The organism is Rhodococcus pseudokoreensis (assembly GCF_017068395.1).
GTDB lineage: Bacteria > Actinomycetota > Actinomycetes > Mycobacteriales > Mycobacteriaceae > Rhodococcus_F > Rhodococcus_F pseudokoreensis.
In genome coordinates this window covers 1,347,912-1,364,055 of record NZ_CP070619.1, presented here as the reverse complement: position 1 = coordinate 1,364,055, position 16,144 = coordinate 1,347,912, and the positions used below count along the sequence as shown (strand labels likewise).

16 protein-coding genes are annotated in these 16,144 nt (G+C 67.7%); 10 read left to right on the top strand and 6 right to left on the bottom strand.

Translation table 11 applies throughout. The annotated features are described in order from the left end of the window. The first annotated feature begins 47 nt into the window (after window positions 1-47). Window positions 48-518, top strand: coding sequence for an SRPBCC family protein (locus JWS13_RS11730; RefSeq protein WP_206005683.1), 471 nt, complete (start codon window positions 48-50; stop codon window positions 516-518). Here JWS13_RS11730 and JWS13_RS11725 read toward each other — a convergent pair. Next, window positions 512-2,167, bottom strand: a complete 1,656-nt coding sequence (locus JWS13_RS11725) for an alkaline phosphatase D family protein (protein ID WP_206005682.1) — start codon at window positions 2,165-2,167, stop codon at window positions 512-514. The genes JWS13_RS11730 and JWS13_RS11725 overlap by 7 nt on opposite strands. 240 nt (window positions 2,168-2,407) lie before the next feature. Between JWS13_RS11725 and JWS13_RS11720 the strand changes: the two genes are divergently transcribed. The 5 genes from JWS13_RS11720 (at window position 2,408) to JWS13_RS11700 (ending at window position 6,591) form a co-directional block, all read left to right on the top strand. Continuing rightward, the gene (locus tag JWS13_RS11720) at window positions 2,408-2,620 is read left to right on the top strand and encodes a DUF4287 domain-containing protein (protein ID WP_206005681.1); all 213 of its coding nucleotides are present in this window, start codon (window positions 2,408-2,410) and stop codon (window positions 2,618-2,620) included. Window positions 2,621-2,724: 104 nt separating this feature from the next. Further along, the gene (gene htpG / locus JWS13_RS11715) at window positions 2,725-4,653 is read left to right on the top strand and encodes a molecular chaperone HtpG (RefSeq protein WP_206005680.1); all 1,929 of its coding nucleotides are present in this window, start codon (window positions 2,725-2,727) and stop codon (window positions 4,651-4,653) included. A 6-nt stretch (window positions 4,654-4,659) separates the two neighbouring features. Further along, window positions 4,660-5,649, top strand: coding sequence for an NAD-dependent epimerase/dehydratase family protein (locus JWS13_RS11710; protein ID WP_206005679.1), 990 nt, complete (start codon window positions 4,660-4,662; stop codon window positions 5,647-5,649). Continuing rightward, the gene (locus tag JWS13_RS11705; RefSeq protein WP_206005678.1) at window positions 5,646-6,215 is read left to right on the top strand and encodes a mismatch-specific DNA-glycosylase; all 570 of its coding nucleotides are present in this window, start codon (window positions 5,646-5,648) and stop codon (window positions 6,213-6,215) included. The genes JWS13_RS11710 and JWS13_RS11705 overlap by 4 nt, the downstream gene beginning before the upstream one ends. A 25-nt stretch (window positions 6,216-6,240) precedes the next feature. After that, complete coding sequence (locus JWS13_RS11700; RefSeq protein ID WP_206005677.1) at window positions 6,241-6,591, top strand: hypothetical protein; 351 nt, start codon at window positions 6,241-6,243, stop codon at window positions 6,589-6,591. A 12-nt stretch (window positions 6,592-6,603) separates the two neighbouring features. Here JWS13_RS11700 and JWS13_RS11695 read toward each other — a convergent pair whose 3' ends face one another. Further along, the gene (locus JWS13_RS11695) at window positions 6,604-7,998 is read right to left on the bottom strand and encodes an acyl-CoA dehydrogenase family protein (RefSeq protein WP_206005676.1); all 1,395 of its coding nucleotides are present in this window, start codon (window positions 7,996-7,998) and stop codon (window positions 6,604-6,606) included. Between the two features lie 129 nt (window positions 7,999-8,127). Between JWS13_RS11695 and JWS13_RS11690 the strand changes: the two genes are divergently transcribed. Beyond that, entirely contained in the window at window positions 8,128-8,937 is an 810-nt protein-coding gene (locus JWS13_RS11690; protein WP_206005675.1) for a methyltransferase domain-containing protein, read from the top strand. Window positions 8,938-8,993: 56 nt separating this feature from the next. Continuing rightward, window positions 8,994-9,662, top strand: a complete 669-nt coding sequence (locus JWS13_RS11685; protein ID WP_206005674.1) for a L,D-transpeptidase family protein — start codon at window positions 8,994-8,996, stop codon at window positions 9,660-9,662. A 60-nt stretch (window positions 9,663-9,722) separates the two neighbouring features. Here JWS13_RS11685 and JWS13_RS11680 read toward each other — a convergent pair whose 3' ends face one another. After that, on the bottom strand, window positions 9,723-11,420 hold the full coding sequence (locus JWS13_RS11680) for a fumarate hydratase (protein WP_124389462.1): 1,698 nt from the start codon (window positions 11,418-11,420) through the stop codon (window positions 9,723-9,725). Window positions 11,421-11,598: 178 nt separating this feature from the next. Between JWS13_RS11680 and JWS13_RS11675 the strand changes: the two genes are divergently transcribed. After that, window positions 11,599-12,369, top strand: coding sequence for a CPBP family intramembrane glutamic endopeptidase (locus JWS13_RS11675; protein WP_206005673.1), 771 nt, complete (start codon window positions 11,599-11,601; stop codon window positions 12,367-12,369). 21 nt (window positions 12,370-12,390) lie between these two features. Here JWS13_RS11675 and JWS13_RS11670 read toward each other — a convergent pair whose 3' ends face one another. Then, window positions 12,391-13,638 carry an esterase/lipase family protein gene (locus tag JWS13_RS11670; RefSeq protein ID WP_206005672.1) on the bottom strand — a complete coding sequence of 416 codons (1,248 nt, stop codon included), beginning with the start codon at window positions 13,636-13,638 and terminating at the stop codon, window positions 12,391-12,393. Window positions 13,639-13,962: 324 nt separating this feature from the next. Further along, window positions 13,963-14,100: a hypothetical protein gene (locus JWS13_RS11665; RefSeq protein ID WP_167372164.1), complete on the bottom strand. Its 138-nt coding sequence runs from the start codon at window positions 14,098-14,100 to the stop codon at window positions 13,963-13,965. A 303-nt stretch (window positions 14,101-14,403) separates the two neighbouring features. Here JWS13_RS11665 and JWS13_RS11660 point away from each other — a divergent pair, with 303 nt between their 5' ends. Then, entirely contained in the window at window positions 14,404-14,922 is a 519-nt protein-coding gene (locus JWS13_RS11660; protein WP_206005671.1) for an OmpA family protein, read from the top strand. 9 nt (window positions 14,923-14,931) lie between these two features. Here JWS13_RS11660 and JWS13_RS11655 read toward each other — a convergent pair whose 3' ends face one another. Continuing rightward, window positions 14,932-16,062 carry an NADH:flavin oxidoreductase gene (locus JWS13_RS11655; RefSeq protein WP_206005670.1) on the bottom strand — a complete coding sequence of 377 codons (1,131 nt, stop codon included), beginning with the start codon at window positions 16,060-16,062 and terminating at the stop codon, window positions 14,932-14,934. Window positions 16,063-16,144 lie beyond the last annotated feature (82 nt).

Below are 16,144 nucleotides of genomic sequence, written 5' to 3'. Positions count from 1 at the left end.
GTGGCCGCGACCTCGGTCCGCCACACCCGACACCGAATGGAGACCGCATGGCTTCGGCCGAGTTCCTCGTCGAACGTTCCACCGTCATCGATGCGAGCCCCGACGTCGTTCAGCCACTCCTCGACGACTTCCGGAAGTGGCAGGCGTGGTCGCCGTGGGAGGACGTCGATCCCGAACTGAAGCGCACGTACTCAGGCCCGGATTCGGGAGTGGGCGCGTCCTACGCGTGGGAGGGCAACCGCAAGGCGGGTTCGGGACAGATGGTGATCACCGAGTCGGTGCCCGGCTCGAAGGTCGTGCTCGACCTGAACTTCCTCAAACCGTTCAAGGCGGAGAACGTCACGACGTTCCTCCTCGAACCGAACGGCGCGGGCACCACCGTCCGCTGGCAGATGACCGGCAAGAACAACCTCTTCTTCAGGATCGTGGGAGTCGTCTTCCCGATGGACAAGATGGTGGGCAAGGACTTCGAGAAGGGGCTCGCGCAGCTGAAGGCGGCGGCCGAGCAGCGTCAGTAGCCCTTTCCCGTCGCCAGTTCGAGGTCGGTCATGGTCTTGAACCGGGGTGTGCCGTCGCTGTCGTTGCGCGCCTGTTCCATCACGAGGCGGGCCGACCGTCCCTTCAGATGGAGGGTGGCCACCTGATCGCCGAAGAACGGTCCGGCGACCTTGGACCAGTCGAGGGGAACGGGCGGCACCCGCGACACCCGGCCCAGGATGAAACGCACGGTCCGTTCGGTGGCGCGCCGCCACGAGATCCGGAACGTCACCTTCATCGCGGCCGGTACGTAGTTGTGCAGGGGAGAGCACGTCAGCTGATACACCAGTGACTGCAGCGGCTCGGGGAAGTGCGCCTGCGCGGCGTAGGCGTGGTGGACGTCGCCGGACAGCACCGAGATGGTGGACGGAGCGCGGCCACGCGGCCCGGCCCGGTGGCCCTTGCCGACGTCGGCGAGGAGCCGGGCGAGCCGGTCGAACGAGTCACGAAACGCCGCCCAGTGCTCCAGGTCCGCCCCGCGCCGGATCTTCTCGGCCCACGCCGCCACCCGTGGGCCACGGGATCCGGCGGCGAGGCGTTCGTCCCAGGACTCCAGGTCGTGGAGGGCGCGGGGCAGCAACCACGGCAGCGACGTCCCGACGAGCAGATGGTCGTAGTCGCCCTCGGTCTGACGCTCGATCCAGGAGAACTCGGGGTCGGACACCATCTCGCGGCGGCCGCCGCAGAGGATGCGCCCGCACCGCGAGTCGATGACGAGCAGCCTCGCGACCCCGAGGTCGCGGCGATACGACCACTGCGTGCCCTTCGCGCCGTCCGCCTCCTCGTCGGCGGCGGACGCGAACTCCCGGAGCATCGGTTCGACGTCGCCGCCGTGCTTCCGAACACGTTGGTACAGATCGTTTTCGGCGAGGAGACTCGGCGACAAGTTTCCCAGGTGCTGATAGACCCAGTACGACGACAACGCGCCGACGATGCGCTCCTCCCACCACGACGTCGCCTCGACGTCGTCGCGCCACGACTCGGAGGTGTTCCAGTCGTCCCGCACGTCGTGGTCATCGAAGATCATCGACGTGGGCACCGTGGACATCAGCCAGCGCACCTGAGGGTCCGTCCACGACTCGGCGTACAGCCAGGTGTATTCCTCGAAGTTGCGCACCTGCGGGCCGGGTGGCTCCTTCACGTCGTGGATCTCGGCGACCCGCGCCTCGGTCTCGGGGGACAGTTCATCGGCGTACACCTGATCCCCGAGCAGCAGCAGGGCGTCCGGCCACCGGTCCGGGGACTGTCCGGCCATCCGCACCGCGTACGCGTCGAGGGCGTCGGCGCCGAGGTGCCGGTTGTCCTCCGTCGTGGACATCGTGGCGAACCGGCACGATCCGAACGTCAGGACGAGGGCGTCGTCGTCCTCGCGGAGCGTGCGGATCACCGACGGGACGGCATTCGGCAACGGCCACACCGGACGGCCGTCGAGGGTCACGTCGTACGGAGTGGTCGACCCGGGTTCCAGATCGTCCACGACGACGAGCGCGTAGTGGTGACCCGAGACGTTCCACGTGCGTTCCTCGTGGCCGAGGACCCGGACGGTACACGCCTCCGACGTCTCGACCCACACCGTCGCATCGCCCGTGCCGACATGTCTCAGCAGCGGTCCGAGAATCAGCTCCGCCACTTTGTCACCCTGCCGGAATTCTCTTCGCGCGTGACGGGTACATACGGTCAGACTACGGATCCCGGGCGAACTGCGAGGCGGCTTCTGCACCGAAATCGGTCATCGCCGTTTCGAGCGGGAAGCGTGGCTACCGGGAGGTGTCGCGCCGGCTCGCCGAGTGGGCGCTTCCCGTCTGAGTGGCGCTGTCTGAAGATGCTTGTCGGACAGGATGTGTCGGCGGGTGCCGGTAGTGTCGCGCGCATGGCTGAATCAGTGAAGGGCCCCGCGTCATACTTCCCGTCGATCGAGGAGAAGTACGGCCGGCCGATCAGTGAGTGGCAGACGCTCATCCGCTCGTCCGAGCTGACCAAGCACATGGAGTTGGTGAGCTGGCTGAAGTCCGAGCACGGCCTCGGTCACGGCCACGCCAACGCGCTGGTCGCGCACACCCTGAAGGAGGACGCCGCCGGCTGACGGGCCACCGGCGGTAGCTCGCCGCGATGAAATCCGGAATTTCGTCGCGGGATATCATTCCGACGAATCTGGTGTCGAGGGTTCTGCTGTCGAAGGGAATCGAAGTGAGCACGAAAATCGAACAACTGGAGTTCCAGGCGGAGACCCGCCAGCTCCTGGACCTCATGATCCACTCGGTGTACTCCAACAAGGACTCGTTCCTGCGGGAGCTCATCTCCAACGCCTCGGACGCGCTGGACAAGTTGCGGCTCGAGGCGTTCCGCAACAAGGATCTCGACGTTGACACGTCGGATCTGCACATCGAGATCGAGGTGGACGCGGAGAAGCGCACGCTCACGGTCCGCGACAACGGCATCGGCATGTCCCACGAGGAGGTCGTCGACCTCATCGGCACGCTGGCCAAGTCCGGCACCGCGGACCTGCGCCGCAAGTTGCGGGAAGCGAAGGACGCCGCTGCCTCCGAGGAACTGATCGGACAGTTCGGCATCGGCTTCTATTCGACGTTCATGGTCGCCGACAAGGTGACTCTGCTGACGCGGAAGGCCGGCGAGAGCGAGGCCACGCGCTGGGAGTCGAGCGGCGAGGCCACGTACACGATCGAGGCTGTCGACGACGCCCCGCAGGGCAGCTCCGTCACCCTGCACCTCAAGCCCGAGGACACCGAGGATCACCTGCACGACTACACGTCGGAACGGAAGATCAAGGAACTCGTCAAGCGTTACTCCGACTTCATCGCGTGGCCGATCCGGATGGACGTCGAACGCACGGTCCCCGCCGAGGGCGACGGCGAGGACGAGGTCACCACCACGTCCGAGACGATCAACTCGATGAAGGCACTGTGGGCGCGCTCGAAGGACGACGTCTCCGAGGACGAGTACAAGGAGTTCTACAAGCACATCGCCCACGCCTGGGACGACCCGCTCGAGGTCATCCCGATGAAGGCCGAGGGCACGTTCGAGTTCCAGGCCCTGCTGTTCATCCCGTCCCACGCGCCGTTCGACCTGTTCATGCGGGACGGAAAGACCGGGGTGCAGCTGTACGTCAAGCGCGTCTTCATCATGGACGACTGCGACCAGTTGATGCCGGAATACCTCCGCTTCGTCAAGGGCGTGGTCGACGCCCAGGACCTCTCCCTCAACGTCTCTCGTGAAATCCTGCAGCAGGACCGGCAGATCCGCGCCATCCGCCGCAGGCTCACCAAGAAGGTTCTCACCACGATCAAGGACCTGAAGGCCGAGCGGCCCGACGACTACCGCACGTTCTGGGCGGAATTCGGCCGCGCGGTCAAGGAAGGCCTGATGTCGGACACCGACAATCGGGATGTGCTGCTGGGTATCTCATCGTTCGCGTCGACCCACAGCGAGGAGGAGTTGACCTCGCTCGAAGACTACGTGTCGCGGATGAAGGACGGTCAGGAGCAGATCTTCTACGCCACCGGCGAATCCCGTCAGCTGCTCGAAAGCTCCCCGCACATGGAGGCCTTCCGCGCGAAGGGCTTCGAGGTGCTGCTGCTCACCGACCCGGTGGACGAGATGTGGGTCGGCGCCGTTCCGGAATTCGACGGCAAGTCCTTCCAGTCGATCGCCAAGGGCGAGGTCGACCTCGACACCGAGGAAGACAAGAAGGCGCACGAGTCGGAGCGGGAGGAGCAGGAGAAGGACTTCGCCGGCCTGCTCACCTGGATGGCCGAAGCGCTGACCGAGCAGGTCAAGGAGGTGCGGCTGTCGACGCGCCTGACGACGTCACCGGCCTGCATCGTCGGCGACGCGTTCAGTATGTCCCCGGCACTGGAGCGGATGTACCGGGCGTCCGGGCAGCCCGTTCCCACCACCAAGCGCATCCTCGAGCTGAACCCCACCCACCCCCTCGTCACCGGGCTGCGGGAGGCGCACGGCGAACGCAACGAGGATCCCGCGCTCGGAGAGACCGCGGAACTCCTCTACGGGATGGCGTTGCTGGCCGAGGGCGGCGAACTCGACGATCCGGCCCGGTTCACCACGATGCTCGCCAACCGTCTCGCCAGGACGGTGTAGTTCCCAGTGCTCGTATTGGTCACGGGGGGAACAGGATTCGTCGGGGCGTGGAGCGCGAAGGCAGCGGTGGACGCCGGTCACCGGGTGCGCTTCCTCGTGCGCGATCCTGCTCGCCTCGTGACCAGCGCGGCGGCGCTCGGACTCGACACGTCCGATCACGTGGTCGGTGACATCACGGACGCCGCGTCCGTGCGGCGAGCCCTGGACGGCTGCGACGCCGTCATGCACGCCGCGGCCGTCGTCGCGGTCGACCCGCGCCGCGCGGAGGAGATGCTGGCGACCAACCTCGCCGGCGCGCAGAACGTGCTGGGAACCGCGGTCGAACTCGGCCTCGACCCGATCGTCTACGTCTCGAGCATCGCCGCCCTGTTCCAGCCGGGGGCAAGTCTGCTCACCCCCGACCTCCCGGTGTGCGGGCCTCCCGACGCCTACGGCCGCAGCAAGGCACGCGTGGAGCTGTATGCGCGCGACCTGCAGGCCGACGGCGCACCCATCGCGATCACCTACCCGGGCATGATCGTCGGCCCGCCCGCCGGGAACCAGTTCGGAGAGGCCGCCCAGGCAGTCGAGGCCGCCGTCCACCTGCGCGGTCTGCCCGGGCGGGGCGCGGCATGGACGATGGTCGACGTGCGTGAGGTGGCCACGGCGCACGCCGCCCTCCTCCAGTCGGGGCGCGGCTCCCGCCGGTTCATGCTCGGAGGTCCCCGGATCCCGATCGCCGGGATCGCGGACATGCTGGCCACGATCACCGGCAGACGGATGGGCGTGTATCCGGTGCCGGACTCCGCGCTGCGGCTGGTGGGCAGGCTGGTGGACGCGATCGGCCGGTTCGTCCCCTTCGACACCCCGATCTCGGAGGCCGCGATGGAGTACTACACGCGGATGCCGGACACGGACGACCGGCCGAGCGAAACCGAACTCGGGGTGAAGTACCGCGACTCGGCGGAGACCCTCGCCGACACCGTCGCCGGGCTGACGGCGGCGGGCCGGCTGTGAGCTTCACGCGCGCGGAGTTGGAGTCGTTCCGGGACGCCGAGGTTCCGGACCTCATCGGACCGGACTGCCGCCTGCTGTTCGTCGGCATCAACCCGGGACTGTGGACGGCCGCGACCGGGGCGCATTTCGCACGTCCGGGCAACCGCTTCTATCCGGCTCTGCTGGGCGCCGGCATCATCGAGCGACCCATCGACCCGACGGCAGGTATGTCGGACGCGGATCGCGATCACCTGATCGAGCGGGGCGTCGGCATCACCAACCTGGCCTCGCGTGCCACGGCCAAGGCCGACGAACTGACCGGTGAGGAACTGGCCGTCGGCGCCGAGCGCCTGCGCGTCATCGTCCGCGACACCGCTCCCCGGGTGGTCGCTGTCGCCGGAATCACCGCTTACCGCACGGCATTCGGGGAGCGTGCAGCGAAGAAGGGCAAACAGCCGCGCACCCTCGAGGGCGCGGAGTTGTGGCTGGTGCCCAATCCCAGCGGTCTCAACGCCCACGAAACCGTCGCCACCCTCGCCGCGTCGTACCGGGAGGCGGCGATCGAGGCCGGAATCGTCTCGGGCTGACCGGGCAGGTCGCTAGGCTGCGGAGATGACCGTCGTCTACAACCTCGTCTTCGTCTGCCACTTGCTCGGCATGGCCGCCCTCGTCGGCGGCTATTTCGCGGTGCTCGCGGCGCCGCGGATCTCCGAGGTGATCGTGTGGGGCGCGCGACTCCAGTTCGTGACGGGACTGATCCTCGTCGGGCTGGGGGAGGCCGCACTGGACAAGGACTACAACCACGTCAAGATCGGCGTGAAGCTTCTGCTCTCGCTGGTCATTGTCGCACTCGCGGAGATCGTCCGGGGCACGCAGAAGCGAGGGCAGGAGCGACCGAACCTCGTCCACGTGGTCGGCGGGCTCGGCATCGTCACCGTGCTGGTTGCCGCCCTCTGGACCTGATCCCGCGCCCGCTCACTTCTTCGGTGGGGCGAGGATCTTCATCGCCAGGCGCTGCGCGGACTCGGGCATCCGGTCCTTCATCGACATCGCGAACTCGCCGGCCTTCGTGCGCACCGACGTGCCCCGGCCGAACCGGCGGTTGAACGCGGATCCCTCGGTCGGCTGATCGAAGTGCAGCGGCGGGGCGCCGTCCGCGGCGCCGAGTGCGCGCCCGATCACCATCCGCTGAATTTCGCTCGTGCCCTCGAAGATGGTGTACAGCTTGGCGTCCCGGTACCACTTCTCGACGGGATGGTCGCTGATGTAGCCCCACCCGCCCATCGTCTGCAGTGCACGCTCGGTGGTCTTCACCGCGACCTCCGACGCCGCGAGCTTCGCCATCGAGCCCTCGCCGTGGCGGAACTCCACCCCCGTCGCCGCCATCCACGATGCCCGCCAGGTCAACAGTCGTGCGGCGTCGATCTGGGTCGCGAGGTCGGCCAGCGGGAAGGCGATGCCCTGGTTGTCGATGATCGGACCGCCGAATGCCTCCCGGCGGTTCGCGTATTCGGTGGCGTACTCGAGCGCGGCGCGGGCGATGCCCAGCGCCTGGGCCGCGACCATCGGGCGGGTCTGCTCGAACGTGCCGAGGGTGGCCGATTTCCGCCGCGGCGCGCCGGTCGCCACCTCCTCCTGCACCTCACGGGCCTTCCGCATGCGGTGCTGCAGTTTGTCGTCGCCGCCGAGCAGGTGGTCGGCGGGCACCCGCACTTGATGGAACTTCAGCTCCGCCGTGTGCGACGCACGGCAGCCCAGCTTGTCGAGCTTGCGGACGAGTTCGATTCCCGGGCTTCCGCCGGGCACCACGAAGAGCGCCTGCCCGCGGTGCCCCAGCTCCGGGTCGACGGTGGCGTTCACGACGTGCACGTTCGCGATACCGCCGTTGCCGATCCACATCTTGTGACCCTCGATCACCCAGTCGTCGCCGTCGCGCGTCGCGGTAGTCCGCAGATTGCGGACGTCGCTGCCGCCCTCGGGTTCCGAGATGCACAGTGCGGCGAGTTTCAGGTTGCCGGGCTCGCCGAAGCACTCGGGTGCCCAGCGCAGCATCTGCTCCGGCGTTGCGGCCTGTCCGATCGACGACAGCGCCAGCGCGGGCATGACCACGGCGAGCCCGATTCCGGCGCAACCCCAGAACAGCTCCTCCATGAACAGGGGGAGCGACAGGCCGGTCGGGTCGCCGATGAGGTCGCGGTAGAACAGCGGACTGTAGAAGCCCTCTTCCGCGGCCTTCTCGAGAACGTCCCACGGGAACTCCTGCGCGCGGTCGTGCTCGGCGGCCACCGGCCGGATCACGTTCTCCGCGAAAGCGTGCGTCCGCTCGACGAGGTCCTTCTGCGCGGGGGTGAGCGCGAGGCTGAAAGTCATGGAGTCCCTCGGTTGCCGTGTTGGTGTGCAACAACGTAACACTCACGGCGTGCGAGAATTGTGGATCGCGGAATCCTGAGGAATGGGATGGTGATCCCATTATCTGATCGGAGTTGCTAGCGTCGAGGAATGGACGGCGACGAGACGGTCTACACCCACGGCCACGACGAGTCGGTGCTGCGGAACCATCGGTGGCGCACCGCCGAGAACTCCGCCGGCTACCTGCTTCCGCACCTTCGCACCGGCGTGACGCTGCTCGACGTCGGATGCGGGCCGGGAACCATCACCGCCGACCTCGCGGAACTCGTCGCGCCCGGAGTCGTCACCGCCGTCGAGATGAACGACGAGGCGCTGTCGCTCGCGCGGAACGAGTTCACCGAGCGGGGCATCGTGAACGTCGAGACCGTCGTGTCGGACGTCCACGCACTCGACTTCCCCGACGACAGCTTCGACGTCGTATACGCACATCAGGTCCTGCAGCACGTCGGCGATCCGGTGCAGGCACTGCGCGAGATGAAGCGGGTGTGCCGACCCGGCGGAATCGTTGCCGCCCGCGACGCGGACTATGGCACCTTCACGTGGTTTCCGCCGACACCGGAACTCGACGAGTGGCTGACGCTCTACAAGGCCGTCGCGCGGGCGAACGGCGGTGAACCCGACGCCGGCCGTCGCCTGCGGGCGTGGGCGCACGAGGCCGGACTCGGCGACGTCGCGAACACGGCGAGCACGTGGTGTTTCTCCTCCGACGAGGATCGCGAGTGGTGGGGAGGGTCGTGGGCCGACCGCTCCCTGCGGTCGGCGTTCGCGGACCGGGCACTCGCGCTGGGGCTCGCCACCGAGGCGGACCTCGACCGCATCGCGGCCGGCTGGCGTGCGTGGGTGCGCGAGGGCGACGGCTGGTTCGCGCTCCTGCACAGCGAGATCCTCTGCCGGGTGTAGAGGCAGCGCGAAGCGAAAATCTCGCGACCGGCGCCCGGGAATGGAACACTCGCCCCATGCTGACGTTGCGCGTGGGTCGACTGTGGTTGCCGGGGCTGATGGTGATTCTGATCGGTCTGGTGCTCGCACCCGGCGCCTCCGCGGCCCCCGATCGGGCGGTCTTCTCCGGGGTCTCGGACCAGGTGATCACCGTCTACGCGCCGTCGGCAGGGTCGGTGAGCGCCGAACTGACCGCCTGGGAACGGGGTTCGGACGGCACGTGGCAGGTGTTCGCAGGTCCCGTGCCCGCCGACGTCGGCGCGGAAGGTATCGGTGCGGCGAACGAATTCTCCACCCGCACCCCGGCCGGTGTCTTCCCGCTGTCGCAGGCGTTCGGCCGGCAGCCCGCACCGCAGACGGCGATGCCGTACTTCCAGTCGGATCGGCATGACTGGTGGGATTCGAATCCGCTCTCGCCCACGTACAACACGCACGTCCGGCAGGGCGCGAGCCCCGGCGGTAACAGTGAGAACCTCTACTCGGCCGGACCGCTGTACGACTACGCGCTCGCGATCGGCTACAACGCCGCCCGCATCCCCGGCCTCGGTTCGGCGATGTTCCTGCACGTCACGGACGGCACCACCACGGAAGGGTGCGTCGCCACCGACCGCGACACGCTGACAACCCTCCTCGGCCGACTCGACCCGGCGAAGAATCCGGTGATCGAGATCGCCGTAGGCGCCTAGCGCCCGTGCGTGGCCAAGGAGTCCAGAGACTCGTTAACCACGCACGGGCGGCGGAGCCGCCTACAAGCCGGGGCGCTTGCCGATGGTGAGGGTGGGGGTGGAGACGCCTGCGAAGAAGTCCTCGCCCTTGTCGTCGACGACGATGAAGGCGGGGAAGTCCTCGACCTCGATCTTCCAGACCGCTTCCATGCCGAGTTCTTCGTACTCGACGATCTCGACCTTCTTGATGCAGTCGAGGGCGAGACGCGCCGCGGGACCGCCGATGGACCCCAGGTAGAAGCCGCCGTAGGACTTGCAGGCGTCGGTGACCTGCTTGGACCGGTTGCCCTTCGCGAGCATCACCATGGAGCCGCCCGCGGCCTGGAACTGCTCGACGTAGGAGTCCATCCGACCGGCGGTGGTGGGGCCGAAGGAACCGGACGCCATGCCGTCGGGGGTCTTGGCCGGACCGGCGTAGTACACCGGGTGGTCCTTGAGGTACTGCGGCATCTCCTCGCCGGCGTCGAGCCGTTCCTTGATCTTGGCGTGGGCGATGTCGCGGGCGACGACGAGCGGGCCGGTCAGCGACAGCCGCGTCTTCACCGGGTGCTTGGACAGCTCGGCGAGGATCTCGGGCATCGGCTTGGTGAGGTCGATCTTGACGGCGGCGCCCTTGCCGGTGCCGGAGATGCCGTCGGTCTCGGCGTCGAGCTGGGCGTCGGTGACCTCGGGGAGGAACCGGCCCGGGTTGAACTCCAGCTGCTCGAGGAAGACACCTTCGGGGGTGATCTTCGCCTTGGCCTGGCGGTCCGCGGAGCACGACACGGCGAGCGCGACGGGCAGGGAAGCGCCGTGGCGGGGGAGCCGGATGACGCGGACGTCGTGGCAGAAGTACTTGCCGCCGAACTGTGCGCCGATGCCGATCTGACGGGTCAGCTCGAGCACCTTCTCCTCGAGTTCCAGGTCGCGGAAGCCGCGACCGGTGATCGCGCCCTCGTTGGGGAGTTCGTCGAGGTAGTGCGCGGACGCGTACTTGGCCGTCTTCAGCGCGAACTCCGCGGACGTGCCGCCGACGACGATCGCGAGGTGGTACGGCGGGCAGGCCGCGGTGCCGAGGGCGCGGATCTTCTCCTCGAGGAACCGCATCATGCCGTCCGGGTTGAGGATCGCCTTGGTCTCCTGGAACAGGTAGGACTTGTTGGCGCTGCCGCCGCCCTTGGCCATGTACAGGAACTTGTACGTGTTCTCGTGACCGGTCGCCGTATCGGCATAGAGCTCGATCTGGGCGGGGAGGTTGCTGCCGGTGTTCTTCTCGTCCCACATCGTGATCGGCGCGTTCTGCGAGTACCGCAGGTTGAGCCGCGTGTAGGCGTCGTAGACGCCGCGCGCGACGGCCTTCTCGTCGTCGCCGGGGGTGAGCACGTGCTGGCCGCGCTTGCCCATGACGATCGCGGTGCCGGTGTCCTGGCACATCGGCAGGACGCCTGCGGCGGAGATGTTGGCGTTCTTGAGCAGGTCGAGCGCCACGAACTTGTCGTTGCCCGACGCCTCGGGATCGTCGAGGATGCTCGCGAGCTGCGTCAGGTGATCGCTGCGCAGGTAGTGCGAGATGTCGTGGAGGGCGGTCTCGGTGAGCAGGCGCAGCGCCTCGGGCTCGACGGACAGGAAGGTGCGGCCGCCGGGTCCTTCGACAGTCGACACCCCCTCGGTGGTCAGCAGCCGATATTCGGTGGGGTCCTCACCGATCGGCAGCAAGTCCTCGTAGAGGAAGTCGGCCATTCTATCTCCTGGACAGCGGGTTGTGTGAAGTTCGTCTTCAGGCTAGACGCGGGCTCCGGCGGCCCTGTGACGCGGGGGCATGCTTTGACCTGCACAGTGGCGTGGCTCACAGAGTTCCCACAAGTAAATCCGTACACTTGACTGGATGCTTGAACACGGAACAAGATCGGCCGGCCGAATGACCCTTGCAGTCCAGGACGCCGGAGCCGTCGACGACGAGAAGTCCGGTGCACGTGCCAAGCGGCCCGTACTGCACGCCTACCTCGACATCGCGATCGTGGTGGTCGTCCTCGCGGCCACGAATCTGATCGCGCATTTCACCACCGCGTGGGCCAGCATCGCGACCGTTCCCATCGCCGCCGTCGTGCTGCTCGTGCTCACCCGGCGCCGCGGACTCGGCTGGGCCGAACTGGGGCTCTCGCCCCGGCACTGGCGCAAGGGGTCGCTGTACGCCCTCGCGGCGATGGGCCTCGTGATCGGCGTCGTCGCGATCGGTGCCGCCCTGCCGATCACCCGTCCCTTCTTCATGGCCGACCGGTACGCCACCCTCTCCGGCGCCCTGATCGCGTCGATGATCGTCATCCCGCTGCAGACCGTCATCCCCGAGGAACTCGCGTTCCGCGGCGTGCTGCACGGCACCCTCGACCGCGTGTACGGCGCCCGCGGTGTCTTCGCGGCGGGATCGCTGATGTTCGGTCTCTGGCACATCGCGTCCTCGCTCGGACTGACGTCGGGAAACAAGGGACTGTCGAGCTTTCTCGGCGGCGGCGTTCTCGGGCAGGTCCTCGGCATCCTCGCGGCGGTGGTCGCCACCGCGGCCGCGGGCATCGTGTTCACCTGGCTCCGCCGCCGCAGCGGCAGTCTGATCGCGCCCATCGCGCTGCACTGGTCGTTGAACGGCGCGGGGGCGCTCGCCGCCGCCGTCGTGTGGCACACGACCATGGCCTGAGCGACGATGGCCTGAGCAGGGTCAGCCGGCCTCCGGTGCGGCGCCCAGCCACTCGAGCAGCTTCTCGTACACCGACTCGTGGTTGAGCATCGTGAAATGGTTCGCGGGTGCGAGGTGCATGCCGTCCTCGTCGCGGAAGCCGATCATCCGCGTCCGGTTCCGGCCGGACGCGGACGGCACGAGCACCATGCCGTCGCCGAACAGGCGGCCGAGCGGATGCCTCGGACTGCGCGTGATGGTCGCGGAGACGAAGCAGTACGTCACGTCGTCGAGGAGGGGGACCTCGCTGACGGCCGCGGCACGGAGGGCGTCCGGATCGCGACCGCGCCAGTCCTCGTCGACGAGCGAACCCTGATTCAGATCCCGGATACCGGCGCTCCTGCGGCGCAGGAGTCCGGAGATCGCCCGCGTCTCGGGCAGTGCGGCCAGGCCGGCGCTCGCATAGTGGACGGCCTGCTCCAACGGGGCGCCGAGGTGCGGTGAGCCGAGGCTCACGACCTGTCGCACCCGCCGCACCCACGGGCGGTCGTCGAGGAAGGCGATCCGGCAGGCGCTGCGGGCGACGAGGCCGCCCATCGAATGCCCGACGAGTGCGATCGACTCGACCTCGACCGGCCAGTGCTCGGTGACCGCGTCCAGAAGGTCGGACAGGCTCCTGCCGTTGTCGGAGATGTGCCGGCCGGAGTTGTACCGAAGCTGCAGCGCCGTGTATCCCAGGTCCGTTTCGAGCCGTTCACCGTAGGTCGGGCGGCGGCCCAGCGACCACGCGTCCTCGGTCTCGACGAGTCCGTGCAGGAAGACGACGATGCGGCCACGGGCGTGGGGGAACGCGTCGGCGAGCGTGGACGCGTCCGCCGTGAGCGCGACGCCGTCCACCCGTATCGCCAGGGGTTCGGCGAGCACGGACCCCTCCGATTCCAGTACGTCGCCGATCAGTCCCTGGATCGCGGCGATGGCCCGGGCTCCGCCGCGGGTCTGGGACGGCGGGACGTTCTCCGCCGACGGGACGTCGAGGAACTGTCCCGCCACGGAACCGCCGAGACGCGCGGTGCCGGCGACGAGGGCGTACACGGCGTCGGAGATCTCGTCGTGGAGCGCCTTGGCGGGGAGGGCGTGGGTGCCGACGCCGAGCCGAATTCCGGCGAAGACGCGGTCCGAGACGGCGCGGTGGATGCTGCCGATGCCGCCGGCGGCGGCCCCGATTTCGTCGAGAGCCAGCCGGGCGAGTGCCCGCACCTCGGAGCGGCGTCTGATCTGCGGGTCGGTCACGAGATTTGAGTGTACGCATGTGCACTGAGATGTGCGCGTGCTGTGAAACCGCCGAAATGTGCAGCGCACGCGATTATTTCGCGAATAAATCAACGGTGAAACGGGAAAGTTGATCTTGCGAATGGCGGATCAATTGGTCGACCGGCCAATTCCAGGAAAATGCTGGTGACGCGGATAATGAACATGTTCAGGTCAGGAGTTATTCATCGTGATAGATACGTGATCGACGCGATCGTTACCCTGCCGACAACGCCGCGACGGGGCCCGCGCGCCTGAGCGCACGAACCCCGTCGCGGGTGTTCAAGTCTTGTGCCAGCGGAAATGCTAGCCAAGCGTGGCTGCGGCCGCCGTTGCGGCGTCTGCGCCACCGCCCAATGCGTCGGCGGAACCCGAGAAGAAGTCCAGGGCGCCGGCGAGGTCGGAGAAGGCGGAGAAGAATTCGGACAGGAAGGCGAGATCCATGCGTTTAACTCCTTGCTCGGTTGTGGGCATTTATGTCGGCGCTGAGCGGGCGCCGGATTCATTCCTACCGTTATTGAAATGAGATCGCAATCCGTGGAATTAACCGAGTTGAAACGGAAGGCGAATGAACGGTTTCCGGGCAGGTGAGAAGCCCGTGTCCGGATTCACATCCGTCCGAAGAATCTCACGATGTGGGAGCTGGGGCCCTGTACGAATCGCACCTTCGAGGGGCGCGGGCGGGGCTATCCTCGTCCCACGACGTGTAGCGCTTTCCGGACATACGGACGTATAGGGGAAACCATCATGCGCAAGACCATCGTCACCGGCATCGCGATCGCGGCCCTCGCGCTGCTCGGCGTGACCGGCTGTTCCGACGACTCGAACGAGGCTCCGATCGCGACCACGACGACGTCCTCCCCGTCCGATCGGATGGAAGGCGCGATCAGCAGTGTGCAGGCCACGGCGTCGTCCGCCGTGAACACCGCGCGCGAGGCCACCCAGAACGCGATCAACTCGGCCATCGCGGCGGTCCCGATCGGATTCGAATCGGGAACCGCCGAACTCAACGCCATCTCCGACGTGACCGTCAAGGCGGTGGCCGCCGCGATGAAGGCGGGCGACGCCAAGATCGAGATCGAGGCGTACGCGAGCAACTCGGACGAGGCGGCCGCCGAACTCCTCGCCGACCAGCGCGCCCAGGCCGTCGCGAACGCCCTCGAGGCGCAGGGGGTCGACAAGAGTCGCATCTCGACCGAGGGCACGGCGAACCCGCCCGAAGGCGTGAACGTCGATCAGGTGGAGATCACCGTCGAGGACAGCTGACCGGCGCGGTCAGTGCAGGACCGCCCGGTGCTCGTTGCTGTACGGGATGTGCTCGGCGGTCCTGCCGTCGCGGAGTTTGAGCACCCACTCTGGATCGGACAGCAGGGCGCGGCCGACGGCTACGAGATCGAACTCGCCGTTCTCGTACTGCCGGAGCAGGCGGTCGACCCCGGCGGTGTTCGAGGCGCCGTCCGACGTGAAGGCCGTCGTGAACACGTCGTCGAGACCCACCGAACCGACCGTGATCGTGGGCAGTCCGGTCAGCCGCTTGGTCCATCCGGCCAGGCCGAGTTCTCCGTCCTCACCGGACAGTTCGGCGAAGGCCGGTTCCCAGTGCCTGCGGGTGGACGGGTGCAGCACGTCGACACCGGCGGCGACGAGGGGTGTGAGCACGGCCGCGAGTTCGCCGGGGGTCTGCGCGATGCGCGAGTCGTAGTGGTTCGACTTCCACTGGGAGAAGCGGTAGACGATCGCGAAGTCGTCACCGACGGCTTCGCGGATCGCTGCGACCACCTCGACCGGGAACCGGGTGCGGGCCTCGAGGGATCCGCCGTAACCGTCGGAGCGGACGTTGGTGCGGTCCCACAGGAACTGGTCGAGCAGATAGCCGTGGGCGCCGTGCAGTTCGATGCCGTCGAAACCCACGTCACGTGCGTTGACGGCGGCCGCCACCCAGGCCTCGCGCAGCGCGTCGAGATCGGAACCGGTGAATTCGCGTCCCAGCAGGGTCCCGTCCAGCGCGATCCCGGACGGGCTGGCGGTCGTCACCTCGGGGTTCATACGGGGCTGCGGGCCGCGTTCGACGCCCAGATGCCACAGCTGCGGAATGATCTGTCCGCCCTCCTCGTGGACCGCGTCCACCACCGACTTCCAGCCCGCGAGGCTGTCCTGTCCGTAGAGGAGCGGCACCCGGGTGTGCGATCCGGCGGCCGGGTCCGGAATGTACGTCCCCTCGGTGATGACGAGACCGACGCCGCCCGCCGCGCGCCGGCGGTAATACGCCGCGACGTCCTCCCCGGGAATGCCGTCGGGGGAGAAAGCCCTGGTCATGGGTGCCATCGCGAAGCGATTCCGAAGCTGGAGGGATTTGACGGCGAACGGCTCGAAGAGGCCGTCCACGGGCAGGGGTGTTTCGGTCATGCCAGTCTGCAACCGATCGCGGTTGCGCACTATTCCTGCATATGACCTGCTGCGTAGTTGTAATGTGAAGTCACAGTCGACA

Bases quoted from the DNA above. Each gene is read 5' to 3' on its own strand.
- JWS13_RS11730 (WP_206005683.1), top strand. From the start codon at position 48: ATGGCTTCGGCCGAGTTCCTCGTCGAACGTTCCACCGTCATCGATGCG.
- JWS13_RS11720 (WP_206005681.1), top strand. From the start codon at position 2,408: ATGGCTGAATCAGTGAAGGGCCCCGCGTCATACTTCCCGTCGATCGAG.
- JWS13_RS11700 (WP_206005677.1), top strand. From the start codon at position 6,241: ATGACCGTCGTCTACAACCTCGTCTTCGTCTGCCACTTGCTCGGCATG.
- JWS13_RS11695 (WP_206005676.1), bottom strand. From the start codon at position 7,998: ATGACTTTCAGCCTCGCGCTCACCCCCGCGCAGAAGGACCTCGTCGAG.
- JWS13_RS11690 (WP_206005675.1), top strand. From the start codon at position 8,128: ATGGACGGCGACGAGACGGTCTACACCCACGGCCACGACGAGTCGGTG.
- JWS13_RS11685 (WP_206005674.1), top strand. From the start codon at position 8,994: ATGCTGACGTTGCGCGTGGGTCGACTGTGGTTGCCGGGGCTGATGGTG.
- JWS13_RS11680 (WP_124389462.1), bottom strand. From the start codon at position 11,420: ATGGCCGACTTCCTCTACGAGGACTTGCTGCCGATCGGTGAGGACCCC.
- JWS13_RS11675 (WP_206005673.1), top strand. From the start codon at position 11,599: ATGACCCTTGCAGTCCAGGACGCCGGAGCCGTCGACGACGAGAAGTCC.
- JWS13_RS11665 (WP_167372164.1), bottom strand. From the start codon at position 14,100: ATGGATCTCGCCTTCCTGTCCGAATTCTTCTCCGCCTTCTCCGACCTC.
- JWS13_RS11660 (WP_206005671.1), top strand. From the start codon at position 14,404: ATGCGCAAGACCATCGTCACCGGCATCGCGATCGCGGCCCTCGCGCTG.
- JWS13_RS11655 (WP_206005670.1), bottom strand. From the start codon at position 16,062: ATGACCGAAACACCCCTGCCCGTGGACGGCCTCTTCGAGCCGTTCGCC.